Below are 18,111 nucleotides of genomic sequence, written 5' to 3' on the forward strand. Positions count from 1 at the left end.
GGCGAGTTCAACACCGACTTCGGTGCGCTCGCCGCGGGCGGGGTCGTCGCCGCCGTGCCGGTCGTGCTGGTTTTCGCCGTGGTGCAGCGGTTCCTGGTGCAGGGACTCAGCGCCGGAGCCGTCAAGGGATGAGGAGAGACGAATGAGAAGACTGCTGGTCGCGCTCGCGCTCGTGCTCAGCGCGTGTTCGGCGACATCGGACGGACCGACGACGATCACGTTCTGGGACAACAACGGCGGCCCTGGCCGCACGCCGATCTACCAGGAGCTGATCAAGCGGTTCGAGGCGGCGAACCCGGACGTCAAGATCGAGTACGTCGGCATCCCCAGCTCGTCGGTGCAGCAGAAGTACGACACCGCGATCGCCGGCGGCTCCACGCCGGACGTCGGCGGCGTCACGACGTCGTACCTCGCGCACCTGGTCGGGCAGGACGCCCTCGAACCCGCCGACGACCGGATCGACAACGGCGTGCTGAAGGGCAAGCTCCTCACGAGCCTGGTGGAGACCGTCAAGCAGACCGCACCCGACGGCAAGCTCTACGCCGTTCCGGCCTCGGGCAACATGGACGTCGTCTGGTACCGCTCGGACCGGTTCGAGGAGAACAAGATCCCCGAACCGTCCACCTGGGACGATCTGGCGGCGGCCGCCGCGAAGCTCACGAACCCCGCCGCGAACCAGTACGGCTTCACGATCCGCGGCGGCGCCGGCTCGATCTTCCAGCTGCTGGCCGAGGCCTACTCCTACTCCGCCGTCGAGAAGTTCTACGACGGCGGGAAGAGCACGGTGGCGGACCCGCGCAACGCCGAGCTCGTGCGCAAGGTCGCCGAGCTGTACAAGAAGGCCACGCCCGAAGCCGACGTGAACAACAACTACACCCAGATGGTCGCCCAGTTCACCGGCGGCACGGTGTCGATGATGCACCACAACCTGGGCTCGACCGGTGACGTCATGAAGGCCCTCGGCCCGGAACGCGTGAGCGCCATGCCGTTGCCCAAGGGCCCGTCGGGCAAGCGGACCGTGGTGCCGAACCCGACCGACGGCTTCGCGGTGTTCAAGGGCACGAAGAACCGCGACGCGGCCTGGAAGTTCGTCGAGTTCCTGACCTCGGCCGAGAGCAACGGCTACTGGAACGAGAAGGTCGGCCAGATCCCGGCCAACACCGACGTCCGCGACGCGCAGTGGATCAAGGACAACCCCGCCGTGAAGATGGCGCTCGGCGTGCTGGAGGACCCGGCCACCGTGCTCGTGCCCGCGCCGGTCTACCTGCCCGAGTACTCCTCGATCACCAAGACCGACACCGAACCGCTGTACCAGAAGGTGTTGCTGGGTCAGATGTCCGCGCAGGAGTTCCTCGACCAGCTCGCGGCGAAGCTCACCACCGCCCAGCAGGACTGGGAGAAGCGCAAATGATCGAACGCGTGGTCGTGCGGACGTTCAAGACGACGGCGGCCACGGCCGTCGACGAGGAGGGCCACCGCCACCCGGCTCCGGAGCACGAGGTCGTCGAGGCACTGCTGGAGATCACCGACACCGACGGCGTCACGGGCTACTGCCAGGTCCAGCCCGACCAGCTCAGGCCGTCCGTGCTGGACAGGCACGTGCGGCCGGTGCTGCTCGGCCAGGACCCGTGGGACCGCGAACGGCTGTGGCGCCTGCTCGCGCGACGGCAACGGGGCTCGCACGGCGGGTTCACCGACCGCGCGCTGGGGTTCGTCGACCAGGCGTTGTGGGACCTGGTGGCGCGCAAGGTGAACCTGCCCGCGTGGAAGCTCGCCGGAGGTGCCCGCGACCGGATACCGGCCTACGCCAGCACGATGTGCGGCGACACGGACGGCCTCGCGACCCCCGCCGACTACGGCGACTTCGCGAAACACCTGGTGCAGCTCGGCTATCGGGCGATCAAGCTGCACACCTGGATGCCGCCGGTACCGGGTGCGCCGAGCGTCAGCAGGGACGTCGAGGCGTGCGCCGCGGTGCGGGACGCGGTCGGCCCGGACGTCGACCTGATGCTCGACGCGAGCCACTGGTACTCGCGGACCGAGGCGCTGAGACTCGGCAGAGCGTTGCAGGAGCTGGACTTCTACTGGTTCGAGGAGCCGATGGAGGAGGCCTCCGCCAGCTCCTACCGCTGGCTCGCCGAGCAGCTCGACATCCCGGTGATCGGCCCCGAGGTGGCGTGGGGCAAGCACCACACCAGAGCCGAGTGGATCAGCTCCCACGCCTGCGACGTCCTCAGGGCAGGACCGGCGGGCAGCGGCGGCATCACGCCGGTGCTCAAGACCGTGCACCTCGCCGAGGCGTTCAACGTGGACTGCGAGATCCACGGCAACGGGTCGGGCAGCCTCACCGTGCTCGGCGCGACCGACGCCGGGCGGTGGTACGAACGCGGCCTGCTGCACCCGCACGTCGACTTCGACCGCGTCCCACCACACCGCAACACCATCGCCGACCCGCTCGACGAGAACGGGAACGTGCCGCTCCCCACCATTTCGGGAATCGGCGACGACTGGAATTTCGAACACATCGGAGTTCACACTCTTGAAGTGCGGTGAGAATTCGGGAATGTGCCTGTCGAATATCTTCGAATTGGTTGACCGGCCTGCGCGCGACTGGTTTCGTGAGTTTTACCGCCGCTCACCCTGAAATGGGAGTGGGTAAATGATCGGAAAACGCACAGCACTGATTTCCGCGGTCGCGCTCGTGGTCGGCGCGGTGTCCGCACCCCAGGCGGCCGCCGCCCCGTTCGGGCTGGTCGGCTGGGCGACTCAAGGAGGTGGCACGACCGGAGGTGGCAGCGCCTCGCCGGTCACCGTGACCACGGCGTCCGCGTTCGTCGCGGCCGCGAAGTCGTCGAGCGCCGCCGTGATCCGGGTGTCCGGCACGATCTCGCTGCCGAGCATGACGAAGGTGGCCTCGAACAAGACGATCGAGGGCGTCGGCTCCTCCTCGGCGATCACCGGGCAGGGCCTGAACATCGCCAACGCGTCCAATGTGATCGTGCGCAACCTCAACTTCAGCAACTGGGGTGACGACGCGATCAACGTGCAGTACTCGACCCGCGTCTGGATCGACCACAACACCTTCTCCAACGGCTACGACGGCGCGGTCGACGTCAAACGGGCCTCGGACTACGTCACGGTGTCGTGGAACAAGTTCACCAGCCACAACAAGACGATGCTGCTGGGCCACAGCGACGACAACGGCTCGGAGGATCGCGGCAAGCTCCGGGTGACCTACCACCACAACTGGTTCGCCGGCACGCAACAACGGCACCCGCGCGTGCGGTTCGGCAACCCGGTGCACGTCTACAACAACTATTACGGCGGCGTGACCGACTACGGCGTCGCGTCGACCGTAGAGGCCGGGGTCCTGGTCGAGGGCAACTACTTCGAGAACACCAAGGACCCGTTCCACCGCGGGGAGGGCAGTTCGCCCGGCGGATCGCTCGTCGCGCGGAGCAACCACTTCGTCAACTCGGGGACCGGTGACCAGGGCGGTTCGGTCAAGAGCCTTCCCTATTCGTACCCGCTGGACAGCGCGAGCAGCGTGAAGAGCGTGGTCACGGCCGGTGCCGGAGCCGAACGGGGCTGATCGGACCAGGGGGCGCCCCGAGTAGTCGGGGCGCCCCTGCCTGTTACTGGGACCGCTCCCAGAATTCCACTCGAAGGGAGCAGCAAGAGGAACTGCGGGAGCAAGACCTCTTGCGCTGCAATGACCAATGCCGAGGGCTGTCCGGTCCTGTCCGGCTTGCGCCTGTGATCAGTTGGTCGCTGTGGGCCACGTTACAGTGCCGTGAACTCTGGGAGCGCTCCCAGTTGTCGAGAGGGCGGCGGCATGACTCGACGAACAACGGCGTTGTCGGTTGCGGCGGTGGTGCTGATAGGCGGAACCCCCGCCGTCGCGGCACCACTGGCGGTGGCCTGCACCGTCACCTACCAGATCACCAACGAGTGGAACACCGGATTCGGCGCGGCCGTGTCGATCCGCAACGACGGGGAGGCGCTCAACGGCTGGAACCTGACCTGGACGTTCCCGGACGGCCAGCGCGTCACGCAGGGCTGGAGCGGCAACTTCAGCCAGAACGGCGCGGTCGTGAGCGTGACCAACCCGGCCTGGGCGCCGACCTTGCCCAGCGGTGGCACCGCGCAGGTCGGCTTCAACGGCAGCAAGGGTTCGACGAACCGGCCTCCGACGGACTTCGCCGTGAACGGCGTGTCCTGCACCGGACCGAACCAGGCCCCGTCGGTGGCGTTGACGGCACCGGCGAGCGGCAGCAGCTACACCCTTCCCGCCTCGATCCCGCTGGCGGCGACGGCGCAGGACACCGACGGCACGGTCGCCAAGGTCGACTTCTACGCCGGCGACGCGCTGATCGCGACCGACACCAGCTCGCCGTTCACCGGCACCTGGACGTCGGCCACCGCGGGCGACCACGTCATCACGGCACGGGCCACGGACAACCGCGGCGCCACCACCACTTCGGCCCCGGCGACCGTCAAGGTGCTGTCGGGACCGGCGGTGCTCGCCTCGCCGGGCACGGTCTCGGTGAAGCAGGGCCAGACGGCGACGTTCGACGTCTCCCTCGCCACCGCACCGAGCTCCCCGGTCACCGTCACGATCGCCCGCGGCGGCAGCGGTGACCTGACGGCGAGCCCCACCACGCTCACGTTCACCAGCGCGGCGAAGCAGACCGTGACGGTGACGTCGGCGAACAACGGCGGCGCGCTCGGCACGGCCACGTTCACCGCCTCGGCCACCGGGTACAGCCCGGCGAGCGTGACGGTCAACGAGATCGACCCGTCCACATCGGACTTCAACAAGGCGTTCCTCGACCAGTACAACAAGATCAAGGACCCGGCCAACGGCTACTTCCGGAAGTTCGGCGACCTGCTCGTGCCGTACCACTCGGTCGAGACGCTGATGGTCGAGGCGCCGGACCACGGGCACCAGACGACGTCCGAGGCGTTCAGCTACTACCTGTGGCTGGAGGCGAGCTACGGCCGCGTCACCGGCGACTGGGCACCGTTCAAGTCCGCCTTCGCGTCGATGGAGAAGTTCATCATCCCGGCGAAGGCCGACCAGCCGACCAACGACAAGTACGACCCGTCGAAGCCCGCGACCTACGCGCCGGAACACCCGCGGATGAACCAGTACCCGTCGGTGCTCGACAGCGCGGTCCCGGTCGGCCAGGACCCGCTCGCGGCGGAGCTCAAGGCCGCGTACGGCAACTCGGACGTCTACGGCATGCACTGGCTGATCGACGTCGACAACACCTACGGCTTCGGCCGCTGCGGTGACGGCACGACGGCGCCCGCGTACATCAACACCTACCAGCGCGGCTCGTCGGAGTCGGTGTGGGAGACCATCCCGCAGCCGTCCTGCGACACGTTCAAGTACGGCGGCCCCAACGGGTTCCTCGACCTCTTCACCAAGGACTCCTCCTACGCCAGGCAGTGGAAGTACACCAACGCGCCGGACGCGGACGCCCGCGTGGTGCAGGTGGCGCTGCTCGCCCAGCAGTGGGCGACGGCGCAGGGCAAGGCCGGTGACATCTCCTCGGAGATCGGCAAGTCCGCGAAGATGGGCGACTACCTGCGGTACGCCATGTTCGACAAGTACTTCAAGCGCGTCGGCAACTGCACCGGTGCGTCGGCGTGCCCCGGCGGGACCGGCAAGAGCAGCGCGCACTACCTGATGTCCTGGTACTACGCGTGGGGCGGCGCGACCGACACGTCCGCCGGCTGGGCGTGGCGCATCGGCGACGGCGCCTCGCACCAGGGTTACCAGAACCCGCTGGCGGCGTACGCGCTGTCGAACGTGGCCGCGCTCAAGCCGTTGTCCGCCACCGGGCAGCAGGACTGGGCGACGTCGCTGAACCGGCAGCTCGAGATGCTGCAGTGGCTGCAGTCGGCCGACGGCGGTCTCGCCGGCGGCGTGACGAACAGCTGGGAGGGCCAGTACGGCACCCCGCCGTCCGGCACCCCGACGTTCTACGGCATGTACTACGACGCCCACCCGGTGTGGCGCGACCCGCCGAGCAACCGGTGGTTCGGCTTCCAGGTGTGGGGGATCGAGCGCACGGCCGCGCTGTACCGGCTGACCGGCGACGCGCGGGCCAAGAAGATCCTCGACAAGTGGGTGCCGTGGGCGATCGCGAACACCACGACGGGCACGAACTTCCAGATCCCGTCGGACCTCGAGTGGTCGGGCGCGCCGGACACGTGGAACGCCACCAACCCCGGCTCGAACGCGAACCTGCGGGTGCGCGTGCTCAACCACAGCCAGGACGTCGGCGTGGCCGCGTCCTACGCCAAGGTGCTGCTGAACTACGCGGCGCGGTCGGGCAACGCCTCGGCCAAGACCACGGGTGAGGCGCTCCTGACGTCACTGCTGTCCAAACAGGACAGCCTCGGCATCGCGACGCCGGAGACGCGCACCGACTACAACCGGTTCGACGACGTCTACAACACCAGCACGCTCGAAGGCCCGTACGTGCCGAGCGGCTGGACCGGGCGGATGCCCAACGGTGACCAGATCGGGCAGGGCAGCTCGTTCCTGTCCATGCGGTCGATGTTCCGCAACGACCCGCAGTGGCCGAAGGTGCAGTCCTACCTGGACGGTGGACCGGCACCGACGTTCACGTACCACCGCTTCTGGGCGCAAGCCGAGATCGCGACGGCGTTCTCCCTGCACGCCGAGATCTACGGGTGAGGAGTCCCGAGATGAGGAAACGGATAGCCCTGCTGGCAGTCGCGGCCGCGGTCGGCGCGCTTCTGGTGCAGACCGGCGGCACGGCCGTCGCGCACGGTTCGATGGTGTGGCCCGGCAGCCGCACGTACCTCTGCTACGAGGACGGCCGCACGGGCGGCGGTGGCGGCGATCTCAACCCCACCAACCCCGCGTGCGCCGCGGCCGTGGCCCAGGGCGGCAAACAACCGCTCTGGGACTGGTTCGGCAACCTGATCAGCAACGCGGGCGGTCGCCACCGGGAGATCATCCCCGACGGCAACCTGTGCGGTCCCACCACGAAGTACGCCGCCTACAACCTGACCAGGGCCGACTGGCCGACCACGCAGGTGCAGGCGAACAGCACGGTCACGTTGCGGTACAACGCGTGGGCGCCGCACCCCGGCACCTGGGAGCAGTACGTCACCAAGGACGGCTTCGACGTCACGAAGCCGCTCAAGTGGTCCGACCTCGAGTCGGCGCCGTTCAACTCGGTGACGAACCCGCCGCTCGCCAACGGTGAGTACGCCTGGCAGGCCCGGCTGCCCAACAAGACCGGCCGGCACGTCATCTACTCGCTGTGGCAGCGCTCGGACAGCCCCGAGGCGTTCTACAGCTGCTCGGACGTCGTGTTCGGCGGTGGTACCGGCACCCCCGACACCACGGCGCCCTCGACGCCCGGCACCCCTGTCGCCTCCGGCGTCACGAGCAGCACGGTGAAGCTCGACTGGAGCGCGTCGACGGACAACGTCGGCGTCTCGGGTTACCGCGTCCTCAGCGGTGGCCAGGTGGTCGCGACCTCCTCCACGAACTCGGTGACGGTCAGCGGCCTGAGCGCGGACACCTCGTACTCGTTCACGGTGGTGGCGACGGACTCCGCGGGCAACGCCTCCCCGGCGTCGAGCGGCGTCACGGTCAGGACCTCGACCGGCGGCGGCACCCCCACGGGTTCCTGCACGGTGACGTACACGCGGCCGAGCACCTGGAACGGCGGCTTCACCGCGAACGTGACGGTGGCGAACACGGGCACCAGCGCGGTCAGCGCCTGGCAGCTCGGCTGGGACTTCCCGTCCGGGCAGACGCTGACGCAGGCGTGGTCGTCGACCGTCACCGTCGCAAGTGGACGCGCCACGGCGAAGGGCGTGTCGTACAACGCGGACATCCCGGCCGGCGGCACGGCGTCGTTCGGGTTCAACGCGGCCACGACGTCCACCCCGGTGGACCCGACGGCCTTCACGCTCAACGGTTCGGCGTGCGCCGTCCGGTGAGGAGGGCGCTCCTCGCCCTTCTGGTGGTGGGTTCGGTGACGTTCGCCCTCCTCGTGGGACGCGCCGAACCCACCCCGGACCTCAGCAGAGGCGTCGACGGCATCGCCGCCTGGCTGCACGACCTGACCGACGAGTGCGCGGACGTCAAGCGTGACGACGACTTCGCGGACTTCGCCGGTCCGGTGCGGTCGAAGGTCTACGCGCCGTTCATCGCGGAGTGGGGGACCTGCGCCAAACCGCCGTACGAACGGCTCGGGCTGCTGGTCCTCAAGCCCGGCCTGGAGCAGGCCTGGCTGGCGGCGCTCGCGAACGGCGAGGTCCGGGGCGACCCGGACCTCGCGTTCGGGGACGGGTTCGCGCTCACCGGCTCGATCGGCATGGAGTACCTCGGCCTGAAGAGACTTGAGTGCACACCGACCGCGTGTTCGCTCATGGAGATCAAACATCATTGAGAGACAGGAGATCCGGAGCAATGAAGCTCAACGGACAGAGGCGGTGGGCCGCGGCGGGAGTCGTGGTCGCCACTGCCGTGGCAACGTTCGGGGTGGCGATGAGCGCACCCGCGGGCGCAGCACCGGGCTGCCGCGTCGACTACTCGGCGAACGGTTGGGGAGGCGGCGGGTTCGGCGCCTCGGTGAAGATCACCAACCTCGGTGATGCGATCTCGGGTGGCTGGACGCTGAAGTTCTCGTTCCCCGGAAGCCAGCGCGTGGCCCAGGGCTGGAGCGCGAACTGGTCGCAGTCGGGCAAGGACGTGACCGCGACGAGCATGTCGTGGAACGGCAACCTGGGCACGAACGCGGCCATCGACATCGGCTTCAACGGCAGCAACGCCGCGACCGGTGACGCGAATCCGTCGACGTTCACGTTGAACGGCACGACCTGCACCGGTCAGCCGGGGACGACGACCACGACGACGACCACCACCACGACCACGACCACGAGCGGCAACCCGAACCCGGGGACGCGCGTGGACAACCCGTACGCGGGCGCCAAGGTCTACGTGAACCCGGACTGGGCGGCCAAGGCGAGCGCCGAGTCGGGTGGCAGCCGGATCGCGAACCAGCCCACCGGCGTGTGGATGGACCGGATCGCGGCGATCTCCGGCACCACCGGCGCGCGCGGCCTGGCCTCGCACCTCGACGAGGCGGTGCGCCAGGCGGCGGGCTCACCGCTCGTCATCCAGCTGGTGATCTACAACCTGCCGGGCCGCGACTGCGCGGCGCTGGCGTCCAACGGTGAGCTGAAGGCCACCGAGATCGACCGCTACAAGACCGAGTACATCGACCCGATCGCGTCGATCCTCGCCCGGCCCGCGTACGCGAACCTGCGCATCGTGACCGTCGTGGAGATCGACTCGCTGCCGAACCTGATCACCAACGTCACGCCGCGGCCCACGCAGACGCCCAACTGCGACGTGATGAAGGCGAACGGCAACTACGTCACCGGTGTCGGCTACGCGCTCGCGAAGCTCGGCGCGGTGCCGAACGTCTACAACTACATCGATGTCGGCCACCACGGCTGGCTGGGCTGGGACGACAACTTCGGCCCGTCCGCGGAGCTGCTGTTCCAGGCCGCCAACGCGTCCGGCAGCACCAAGGCGAACGTGCACGGCTTCATCGCCAACACCGCCAACTACGGCATCCTGACCGAGCCGAACTTCTCGATCGACGAGTCGATCAACGGCACCCAGGTCCGGCAGTCGAAGTGGGTGGACTGGAACCGCTACACCGGTGAGCTGGGCTACGCGCAGGCGTTCCGGCAGCGGGCCGTGCAGGCGGGCTTCGACGCGAACGTCGGCATGCTGATCGACACCAGCCGCAACGGCTGGGGCGGCTCCGCGCGTCCGACGGGTCCCGGCCCGCGCACGTCGGTGGACGCCTACGTCGACGGCGGCAGGCTCGACCGGCGCATCCACCTCGGCAACTGGTGCAACCAGGCCGGTGCCGGCCTCGGCGAGCGCCCGAAGGCCGCCCCCGCGGCGGGCATCGACGCCTACGTGTGGATCAAGCCGCCGGGTGAGTCCGACGGTGCGAGCGAGGACATCCCGAACAACGAGGGCAAGGGCTTCGACCGGATGTGCGACCCCACGTACACCGGCAACGCCCGGAACAACAACAACATGTCCGGTTCGCTGGGCAACGCGCCGTTGTCAGGACACTGGTTCTCGGCGCAGTTCCAGGAGCTCATGCGGAACGCCTACCCGGCGCTCTGACCTGCGGGATGTGAGCGTGCTCATCCGCCCGGCCTCACGGCGGGTGGGCACGCTCTTCCGGCCTGCCCGCAGTCTTTTGTCGGGCAAGTTTCCAGACGGTGCGCAATTCGTCTGGACCACCCGAATTGCGCAATGTTAACGCACACATAACTCTTGATGTCATCAGAAGGTGCTCCCTATGGTGTCGGCACGCTCACTGAGCGCAAGCGCGAGAGGAGGCTGTGTGGTCACCATCGCGGACGTCGCAAGACACGCCGGGGTCGCCCCGAGCACGGTCTCCTACGTCCTCACGGGCAAGCGGTCGATCTCCGCGGACACGAAGTCGAGGGTCCGCGACAGCATCAGGACGCTGGGCTACCGGCCCCACGCCTCCGACCGCACGACGTCGGCCGGCCGGACCGGCGTGCTCGGCCTGGTCCTCCCGTTGCGCGCGGGCACCCACCTGCCCGCCGTGATGCGCTTCGTCACGGCGGCGGTGACGACAGCGCGGCGCTTCGAGATGGACCTGCTGCTGATGACCGCGGACGACGGCGCGGCCGGTCTGCGCCGGGCGGCGAGCAGCGCGCAGGTCGACGGGTTCCTCGTGATGGACGTGGAGATGGACGACGAGCGCGTGCCCCTGCTCAGACAGCTGTCCAAACCGTCCGTCCTCATCGGACACCCGGCCGCCGCGCGCGGGCTCACCTGCGTGGACCTCGACTTCGAGGCCGCGGGCGCGAAGTGCGTCGACCACCTGGCGGACCTGGGGCACCGCTTCATCGGCTTCCTCGGCGCCCCCAGCGCCGTCTACCGGCGCAGCGGAGGGTTCGCCCACCGCACCATGAACGGCTTCAGCGCGGCGGCGATGCGCAGGGGAGTGGCCGCGACGGCGTTGTCCGTCGAGGGCGACCACGACTCGGTGCTGAGAGCGACCAAGGCGCTGATCCGGGCGCACCCGTCGATGACGGCCCTGGTGGTGCACAACGAGGCCGCGCTCGGCTGGATCACCCCGTGCCTGCGCGCGGCCGGCCGCCAGGTGCCCGGTGACGTCGCCGTGGTCGCGATCTGCCCCGACGAGCTGGCCGAGCAGACGTCACCGCTGCTCACCTCGGTGCGCCTGCCGGCGGAGGAGCTCGGCCGGCACGCCGTGGACCTGCTGGTGGCGAAGCTGGAGGGCAAGCAGCCACCGCCGTTGGTGCTGCTGCCGCCGCGCCTGTCGCGCCGGGCGAGCACGCCCGACCCGGTGCCCCACCGCGGGACGGCCTGACGGGAGGTCGTCCTGTGCGACCCAGCGGCGGCGCAGGACGACGAACCCGCGGAGACCGTCCAGGAGGAGTGCGCGGCCACAACGGCGGAGCGACCGTCGCGCACTCCTCCACCCTTTTCGCGCACGTAGGCTGAACGGGTGGAACTGGCGAAAGCCGTGGCACGCGGCGTGGTCGTGCTCGACGGCGGCATGTCGACGGCACTGGAACTCGCCGGGCACGACCTGTCCGACGAGCTGTGGTCGGCGCGGCTGCTGCTGACCGACCCGGACGCGGTTCGCGCCGCTCATCTGGCGTACTACCGGGCAGGTGCCCAGGTCGCCATCACCGCGAGCTACCAGGCGAGCTACGCCGGATTCGCGCGCCGCGGCATCGGTGCGGACGAGACAACGCGCCTGCTGCGGTCCAGCGTGGCGCTCGCCCGCTCCGCCGCGTCCGAAGTGGACGGACAGCGCTGGGTCGCGGCGTCGGTCGGGCCGTACGGGGCGGTGCTCGCGGACGGCTCGGAGTACCGCGGCCGGTACGGGCTCTCCCGGCACGAGCTGGCGGCGTTCCACCGGCCGCGCCTGGAGACGCTCTGCTCGGCGGAACCGGACGTGCTCGCCGTCGAGACGATCCCGGACGCCGACGAGGCCGAGGCGGTGCTGGACGTCGTGCGCGGCAGCGGTGTGCCGATGTGGCTCTCCTACAGCGTTCGCGGCGACCGGACGTGCGCGGGACAGCCGCTGGAGGACGCGTTCGCGGTGGTGTCCGATGTGGACGAGGTGATCGCCGTGGGCGTCAACTGCTGCGCTCCCGGGGACGTGGCGCAGGCGGTCGCCGTGGCGCGGCGGGTGACCGGGCTGCCGGTCGTCGCGTACCCGAACAGCGGCGAGACCTGGGACGCCTCCGGGCGTTCGTGGACCGGGGACGGCGCCGGGTTCGCGGGGGAGTGGGCCGGGGGAGCCGACCTGGTCGGCGGGTGCTGCCGCACCGGGCCGGAGATGATCGCGGAACTGGCGCGGGAGCTGGCCTGAGAGGCCGGGGCGAGGAGTGCCGCGCTGCTCTCCTCGCCCCGGCTGGTCAGGCGGTCGTGCAGGTGTTCCCGTTGAGGCTGAACGAGGACGGCGCCCCCGCGTTGCCGGTGTGGGTGGCCTGGAACCCGATGGTGATCGAGGCGCCGGGCGCGATGTCGCCGTTGTAGGAGACGTTCCTCGCCGTCACCTGGCCCGACGCGGGGGAGTAGGTGGCGCTCCACCCGGACGTGATCGTCTGGCCGGCGGGCAGCGTGAAGGCCAGCGACCACCCGCGGACCTGTGCCGCGCTGGTGATGGTGATGTTCGTCGTCAGGCCGGTGTTCCACGCGTTGACCGAGGTCTTGACCGAGCAGCCGGAGGACGGCGGCGGGGTCGTGGTGGTGGTAGTGGTCGTCGTCGTTGTGGTGGTGGGACCGGAAGGGCGGTCCAGGCCGAGGAACGTGATGGCGTGGCCCACCATGCCGGCCGTCGGCACGTCGTGGCCGGTGCCCTGAGCGCTGATGCCCTCGATGACACCGCTTGCGCCGTACCGCGTTCTGGTCCAGTTGGACTGGGGCTGGTCGGTGGACACCGGTGTCCTGCTCACCCCGTGCACGTTCGTCCACTGGTCGAGCGCCTCACCGAAGTTCGGGTACGCCAGGGTGGTGTCGTTCGTGCCGTGCCACAGCTGGATGCGCGGGTAGCTCCCGGTGTAGCCGGGGAACATCGCCCTGGCCTGGTCACCCCACTGCTGCGGGGTCTTGTTCAGCGTGCCGCCAGAGCACTGGCTGTTCCACAGCGACCCGTCCGTCGTCGCGAAGCACCCCGCGGGGACACCGGCGAACGCCGAGGCGGCGCTGAACACGTCCGGGTACTGCGCGGCCAGCACGTTGGTCATCATCGCGCCGGACGAGATGCCGGAGACGACGATGCGCGCCGGGTCGACGTTGTAGCGCTGCCGGGCGTGGGCGACCATCGACATGATGCCGGTGGAGTCGCTGCCCCCGTTGCGGCGCAACGCGTTCTGGGTGGAGACGTCGAAGCAGCGCCCGTCCCTGGTCGCCTCCGGGTAGACGATGACGAAGCCGTAGCGGTCGGCCGCGGTGACGTAGTCGCGGCCGCCGCCGTTGTGCACCGCACTGGCCGTCCCGGTGCAGTAGTGGATCATCAGGAGCAGCGCCGGCCGTGCCGCGAGCCGGTCCGGTGCGTAGACGTACATGTTGAGGTTGGTCGGGTTGGTCCCGAAGCCGGTCACCTGCGTGAGGGACGCGGCCTGTGCCTGTCGTGGCACGAAGGAGAAGCCCACGGCGGCGATCAACGCCAGCGCTGCGACGACGAGCGCGCCGATGCGGAGCCTGGTCACCACGACCTTCACCGCGCCGAGCAGGACGGGTTCAGGCCTGCTCCGCTGCCGCTGCCCTGGAAGCCGAACTCGGTGGAGCCGCCGGCGGGGACGTTGGCGTTGTAGTCGACGTTGGTCCAGGTGACCGCACCGCTGTTGCCGCTGCGGGTCGCGCTCCACGAGCTGGTGACCGTGCCGTTGGACACCGTGGTCCCGACGGTCCAGCCGCGCAACGCGTTCGAGCCCGCCGTGACCTTGATCGTCGCGACGAAGCCCTCGTTCCACTGGTTCAGCGAGACGGTCGCGGTGCAGCCGCCGGTGCCGGGGTTGCCGCTCGTCGTCGTGGTGGTGGTAGTGGTCGTCGTCGTGGGATCGGGACCGCCACCCGCGTTGAGCGCGTTGAGAGTGGAGTCGTAAGCGGCCTTCTTGTTGCCGTTGCCGTCGAACAGCAACGGGGTGCCGGAGGCGCGCCACGAGTCGGTGTCGCGGATGCCCCACACCGTGATGCCGGTGCAGCGCGTGACGGCGAGGCAGGCCTGGGTGACGCGCTGGAAGTTCTGGGCCTGCGTGCTGCCGGAGCCCTCGATGTCGAGCTCGGTGATCTGCACGTCCACGCCGAGGTTCGCGAAGTTCTGCAGCGTGGTCTGGTAGTTCGACGGCACCGGGCTCTGGCTGTTGAAGTGCGACTGGAGGCCGACGCAGTCGATGGGGACGCCGCGCGACTTGAAGTCCTGCACCATCCGGTACACGGCCTGGGTCTTCGCGTGCGACCAGTCGTCGGTGTTGTAGTCGTTGTAGCAGAGCTTCGCGCCGGAGTCGGCCGCCCGTGCCGCGCGGAAGGCGGCCTCGATCCAGTCGTTGCCGGTGCGCTGGAGGTTGGAGTCGCGCCGCGCGCCGCTGCTGCCGTCGGCGAATGCCTCGTTGACGACGTCCCAGGCGTAGATCTTGCCGCGGTAGTAGGTCGCGACCTGCGTGACGTGGTTGAGCATCGCGTTGCGCAGTGCCGTGCCGGACATGTTCTGCATCCAGCCGGGCTGCTGCGAGTGCCACGCCAGGGCGTGCCCGCGCACCCGCTTGCCCTGACCGCGGGCCTGGTTCACGATCCGGTCGCCGTTGGTGTAGCTGAACTGGTTCTGGTTCGGCTCGGTCGCGTCCATCTTCATCTCGTTCTCGGCCGTGACCATGTCGAACTCGCGGTTCAGGATCCCGACGTACGTCGAGTCGCTGAGCTTGTTGGCCGACACGGCGGTGCCGAAGTACCGGCCGCTCTGCTGGGCGGCCGCGCCGAGGGTGGTCGCCGCGTTCGCGACGGGAGGGGCGATCAGGGTGGCGCCGATCGCGGCTGCCGCGACCGTGGCGATGATCGGGACCAGGGCCACTGACTTCGACGTCAGTTTCATCTTCCACACTTCCCGGGGTCGACCCGAATTCGGGTGACGGACAGGACAGAAGGCCGGATCCGGTGCGCCATTGCCGGATCTCGGTGGGCGACGAAAAACAGCGGAAGTCGTTCCGCCGCCGCCCGCCGGTGCCGTTCCGGAGTGTCGCAGTCACCGGTCCACGCCAACAAGAAGTGGCCGTCGAATTCGACGGCAGGTTACCCCGATCGGCCCACTATCTTGCGGGAGCGCTCCCAACTACCACGTCACAGCATTGTCCGCACTCCGTGAAAGCGTTTCGAAAACACTCGCAGAAACCTTGCACCGCCCCGCTTCCGCCGTTGACGATTCAGTGGGCCGTGGTTACGTTGGCCCGAACTCGCATTCGCTGATCCGCGTCACGAGAGCGCTCTCGGCTCACTTCCGAAAAGGTCGATGACGTCATGCGAATCCCTGCGACCGAGCGAACTGGAGATCCGATGACACAGTGGAAGCGGGGTGCGTGCGCACTCGCGGCGGCAGTTCTGGCCGGGGCCACCGCCCTGGTGATCAGCAGTGGCACCACCGTGAACGCCGCGGAGTCGGCCTTCTACGTGGACCCGTCCGCCTCGGCCGCCCGCTGGGTGGCGGCCAACCCCGGCGACTCCCGCGCCGCGGTGATCCGCGACCGGATCGCCTCCGTGCCGCAGGCCCGCTGGTACACCACCACCAACACCTCGGCGGTGAGGTCGGAGGTCAGCTCCTTCGTGGGCGCCGCGGCCGCCGCGGGCAAGATCCCGATCCTGGTCGTCTACAACATCCCCAACCGCGACTGCGGCGGCGCGAGCGGCGGCGGGGCGCCGTCCCACCAGGCCTACCGGGCCTGGGTGGACGAGGTGGCGGCGGGCCTCGCGGGCCGTCCGGCCACGATCGTCCTGGAACCGGACGTCCTCCCGCTGATGACCAACTGCCAGACCGCGGACCAGCAGGCCCAGACCAGGGCGTCCATGGCCTACGCGGGCAAGAAGCTGAAGTCCGGTTCCAGCCAGGCGAAGGTCTACTTCGACATCGGCCACTCGGCCTGGCTGACCCCGTCCGAGGCCGCCAACCGCCTGCGCGGCGCGGAGATCTCCAGCAGTGCCGACGGCATCTCCACCAACGTCTCCAACTACCGCTCCACCTCGGACGAGGTCGGTTTCGCCAAGAACGTCCTGTCCGCGCTGGGCGACAGCCGCCTCAAGGCCGTGGTGGACACGAGCCGCAACGGCAACGGCCCGGCGGGCAGCGAGTGGTGCGACCCGGCAGGCCGGGCGATCGGCATTCCCAGCACCACCAACACGAACGACTCGGCCATCGCCGCCTACCTCTGGGTCAAGCTCCCCGGCGAGTCCGACGGCTGCATCGCGCCGGCGGGCCAGTTCGTCCCCCAACGGGCCTATGACCTGGCCATCGCCGCGGGCCCGGTTCCCACCACGACGACGACCACGACCACCACGACCACGAGCGGCAACCCCGGCACCGGCGGCTGCACCGCGACCCACCGCGTGACGAGCCAGTGGCAGGGCGGCTACTCCGCCGAGGTCGTGATCGTGAACCGGGGCCAGGCCGTCACCGGCTGGACCTTCACCTTCTCGGCTCCCGGCGTGGCGGTGACGCAGGGCTGGAACGGCACCTGGACGGACCAGGGCGACCAGGTCCGCGTGACGAACGCGGCGTGGAACGGCTCGCTGGGCGCCGGCGCCCAGGTCAGCATCGGCTACAACGCGAACTACAACGGCACCCCGCCGTTCGCGTCCCCTGCGCTGAACGGCACGGCCTGCTCCTGATCCACCGGCCGTCCAGGACGGGCCGGGCCGTTGCGGCCCGGCCCGTCCCCAGATCAGTCCTCAGTGGACAGCTGGAACACCGTCTCCTGCTCGTACACCTCACCGGGCCGCAACACCGCCGACGGGAAGTCCGGCCGGTTGGGCGAGTCCGGGAACCGCTGGGCCTCCAGGGCGAACCCGGCCCCGCGCCCGTAGGCCCGCCCGCCCGTTCCGACCAGATCCGAGGTCAGGAAGTTCCCGGAGTAGAACTGCATCCCGGGCTCGGTGGTCGACACGGTCAGCACCCGCCCGGACCCGGGATCGCACGCCCGAGCGGCGACCGGACCGGGCTCCAGCACCCAGTTGTGGTCGTACCCACCGGCGATCCGCAACTGCGGGTCCTCGCCGTCGATCCGCTCCCCGATGGCGGTGGGCACCTGGAAGTCGAACGGCCCGCCCTCCACCGAAACCGGATCCCCCACCGGGATCAGGGCATCGTCGACGGCGCAGAACCGGCGGGCGTTCAGCATCAACGTCTGCCGGTACACGTCCCCGGACCCCTCGCCGGCGAGGTTCCAGTAGCTGTGGTTGGTCAGGCTGAGCACGGTCGGAGCGTCGGAAGTGGCCCGGTAGACCACCCGCAACCGGTTCTGCCCGTCCAGCAGGTAGGTGACGGAGACCGACACGGCACCGGGGAACCCGCTGTCTCCGGCCGGACTGGTCAACGAGAGCCGCACGCCCACCGCGTCGGCCGACCGCACCTCGGCCGCCGACCAGACCCGGGTGTCGAACCCGTCCGGTCCGCCGTGCAGCGTGTTGGCCCCGTTGTTCAGCGGCAGCTCGTACGACACCCCGTCCAGCGAGAACCTCCCGCCGGCGATCCGGTTGGCGTACCGGCCGACCAAGGCCCCGAAGAACACGCGGTTCCCACCGGGCTGGTTGTTCTTGACGTACTCGTCGAGCGACCCGAACCCGAGCACCACGTTGGCGGGCACCCCGGACCGGTCCGGTGCCTCCACCGACTGCACCACGCCGCCGAGGTCGAGCACCCGCACGGTCAGCCCACCGGGCCAGGCCAGCACGTACCGGTGCACGTCGGTGTCACCGACCCGGCCGAACAGCTCCCGGCGGATCTCGGGTTCGCGCTGTGCCATCGA

The 18,111-nt window shown here is 69.5% G+C and carries 13 protein-coding genes; 10 read left to right on the top strand and 3 right to left on the bottom strand.

The annotated features are described in order from the left end of the window. Positions 1–142: 142 nt before the first annotated feature. The 9 genes from ACQEU1_RS00005 to mmuM all read left to right on the top strand — a co-directional run bounded on the left by ACQEU1_RS00005 (position 143) and on the right by mmuM (position 12,470). A complete protein-coding gene (locus ACQEU1_RS00005) occupies positions 143–1,411 on the top strand; it encodes an ABC transporter substrate-binding protein (RefSeq protein WP_433194781.1) in 1,269 nt (422 codons plus the stop codon). Then, positions 1,408–2,553 carry an enolase C-terminal domain-like protein gene (locus ACQEU1_RS00010; RefSeq protein WP_433194783.1) on the top strand — a complete coding sequence of 382 codons (1,146 nt, stop codon included), beginning with the start codon at positions 1,408–1,410 and terminating at the stop codon, positions 2,551–2,553. The genes ACQEU1_RS00005 and ACQEU1_RS00010 overlap by 4 nt, the downstream gene beginning before the upstream one ends. 106 nt (positions 2,554–2,659) lie before the next feature. Continuing rightward, positions 2,660–3,592 carry a pectate lyase family protein gene (locus ACQEU1_RS00015; RefSeq protein WP_433194785.1) on the top strand — a complete coding sequence of 311 codons (933 nt, stop codon included), beginning with the start codon at positions 2,660–2,662 and terminating at the stop codon, positions 3,590–3,592. 243 nt (positions 3,593–3,835) lie between these two features. Then, the gene (locus ACQEU1_RS00020) at positions 3,836–6,712 is read left to right on the top strand and encodes a glycoside hydrolase family 48 protein (RefSeq protein ID WP_433194787.1); all 2,877 of its coding nucleotides are present in this window, start codon (positions 3,836–3,838) and stop codon (positions 6,710–6,712) included. 11 nt (positions 6,713–6,723) lie between these two features. Further along, on the top strand, positions 6,724–7,995 hold the full coding sequence (locus ACQEU1_RS00025; protein WP_433194789.1) for a lytic polysaccharide monooxygenase: 1,272 nt from the start codon (positions 6,724–6,726) through the stop codon (positions 7,993–7,995). A 35-nt stretch (positions 7,996–8,030) separates the two neighbouring features. Next, on the top strand, positions 8,031–8,447 hold the full coding sequence (locus ACQEU1_RS00030; RefSeq protein WP_433194791.1) for a hypothetical protein: 417 nt from the start codon (positions 8,031–8,033) through the stop codon (positions 8,445–8,447). A gap of 20 nt (positions 8,448–8,467) precedes the next feature. Then, positions 8,468–10,210 carry a glycoside hydrolase family 6 protein gene (locus ACQEU1_RS00035; RefSeq protein WP_433194793.1) on the top strand — a complete coding sequence of 581 codons (1,743 nt, stop codon included), beginning with the start codon at positions 8,468–8,470 and terminating at the stop codon, positions 10,208–10,210. 223 nt (positions 10,211–10,433) lie between these two features. Then, the gene (locus ACQEU1_RS00040) at positions 10,434–11,456 is read left to right on the top strand and encodes a LacI family DNA-binding transcriptional regulator (RefSeq protein ID WP_433194795.1); all 1,023 of its coding nucleotides are present in this window, start codon (positions 10,434–10,436) and stop codon (positions 11,454–11,456) included. 138 nt (positions 11,457–11,594) lie between these two features. Then, complete coding sequence (gene mmuM, locus ACQEU1_RS00045) at positions 11,595–12,470, top strand: homocysteine S-methyltransferase (protein WP_433194797.1); 876 nt, start codon at positions 11,595–11,597, stop codon at positions 12,468–12,470. Positions 12,471–12,516: 46 nt separating this feature from the next. Here the strand turns inward: mmuM and ACQEU1_RS00050 are convergent, their stop codons facing one another. Together ACQEU1_RS00050 and ACQEU1_RS00055 are read right to left on the bottom strand one after the other, a co-directional pair. Then, the gene (locus ACQEU1_RS00050) at positions 12,517–13,824 is read right to left on the bottom strand and encodes an extracellular catalytic domain type 1 short-chain-length polyhydroxyalkanoate depolymerase (RefSeq protein WP_433194799.1); all 1,308 of its coding nucleotides are present in this window, start codon (positions 13,822–13,824) and stop codon (positions 12,517–12,519) included. After that, a complete protein-coding gene (locus tag ACQEU1_RS00055; protein WP_433194801.1) occupies positions 13,821–15,191 on the bottom strand; it encodes an endo-1,4-beta-xylanase in 1,371 nt (456 codons plus the stop codon). Before ACQEU1_RS00055 ends, ACQEU1_RS00050 begins: the two co-directional genes overlap by 4 nt. A gap of 458 nt (positions 15,192–15,649) precedes the next feature. Here ACQEU1_RS00055 and ACQEU1_RS00060 point away from each other — a divergent pair, with 458 nt between their 5' ends. Further along, complete coding sequence (locus ACQEU1_RS00060) at positions 15,650–16,975, top strand: glycoside hydrolase family 6 protein (RefSeq protein ID WP_433194803.1); 1,326 nt, start codon at positions 15,650–15,652, stop codon at positions 16,973–16,975. A gap of 53 nt (positions 16,976–17,028) precedes the next feature. Here the strand turns inward: ACQEU1_RS00060 and ACQEU1_RS00065 are convergent, their stop codons facing one another. Next, complete coding sequence (locus ACQEU1_RS00065) at positions 17,029–18,108, bottom strand: aldose epimerase family protein (RefSeq protein WP_433194805.1); 1,080 nt, start codon at positions 18,106–18,108, stop codon at positions 17,029–17,031. Positions 18,109–18,111 lie beyond the last annotated feature (3 nt).

This window comes from Lentzea sp. CA-135723, assembly GCF_050936595.1.
In the GTDB taxonomy this organism is placed as follows: Bacteria; Actinomycetota; Actinomycetes; order Mycobacteriales; family Pseudonocardiaceae; genus Lentzea.

Excerpts from the sequence above, each read along its gene's own strand:
- ACQEU1_RS00005 (WP_433194781.1), top strand. The coding sequence starts at position 143 with ATGAGAAGACTGCTGGTCGCGCTCGCGCTCGTGCTCAGCGCGTGTTCG.
- ACQEU1_RS00010 (WP_433194783.1), top strand. The coding sequence starts at position 1,408 with ATGATCGAACGCGTGGTCGTGCGGACGTTCAAGACGACGGCGGCCACG.
- ACQEU1_RS00015 (WP_433194785.1), top strand. The coding sequence starts at position 2,660 with ATGATCGGAAAACGCACAGCACTGATTTCCGCGGTCGCGCTCGTGGTC.
- ACQEU1_RS00020 (WP_433194787.1), top strand. The coding sequence starts at position 3,836 with ATGACTCGACGAACAACGGCGTTGTCGGTTGCGGCGGTGGTGCTGATA.
- ACQEU1_RS00025 (WP_433194789.1), top strand. The coding sequence starts at position 6,724 with ATGAGGAAACGGATAGCCCTGCTGGCAGTCGCGGCCGCGGTCGGCGCG.
- ACQEU1_RS00035 (WP_433194793.1), top strand. The coding sequence starts at position 8,468 with ATGAAGCTCAACGGACAGAGGCGGTGGGCCGCGGCGGGAGTCGTGGTC.
- ACQEU1_RS00055 (WP_433194801.1), bottom strand. The coding sequence starts at position 15,191 with ATGAAACTGACGTCGAAGTCAGTGGCCCTGGTCCCGATCATCGCCACG.
- ACQEU1_RS00060 (WP_433194803.1), top strand. The coding sequence starts at position 15,650 with ATGACACAGTGGAAGCGGGGTGCGTGCGCACTCGCGGCGGCAGTTCTG.
- ACQEU1_RS00065 (WP_433194805.1), bottom strand. The coding sequence starts at position 18,108 with ATGGCACAGCGCGAACCCGAGATCCGCCGGGAGCTGTTCGGCCGGGTC.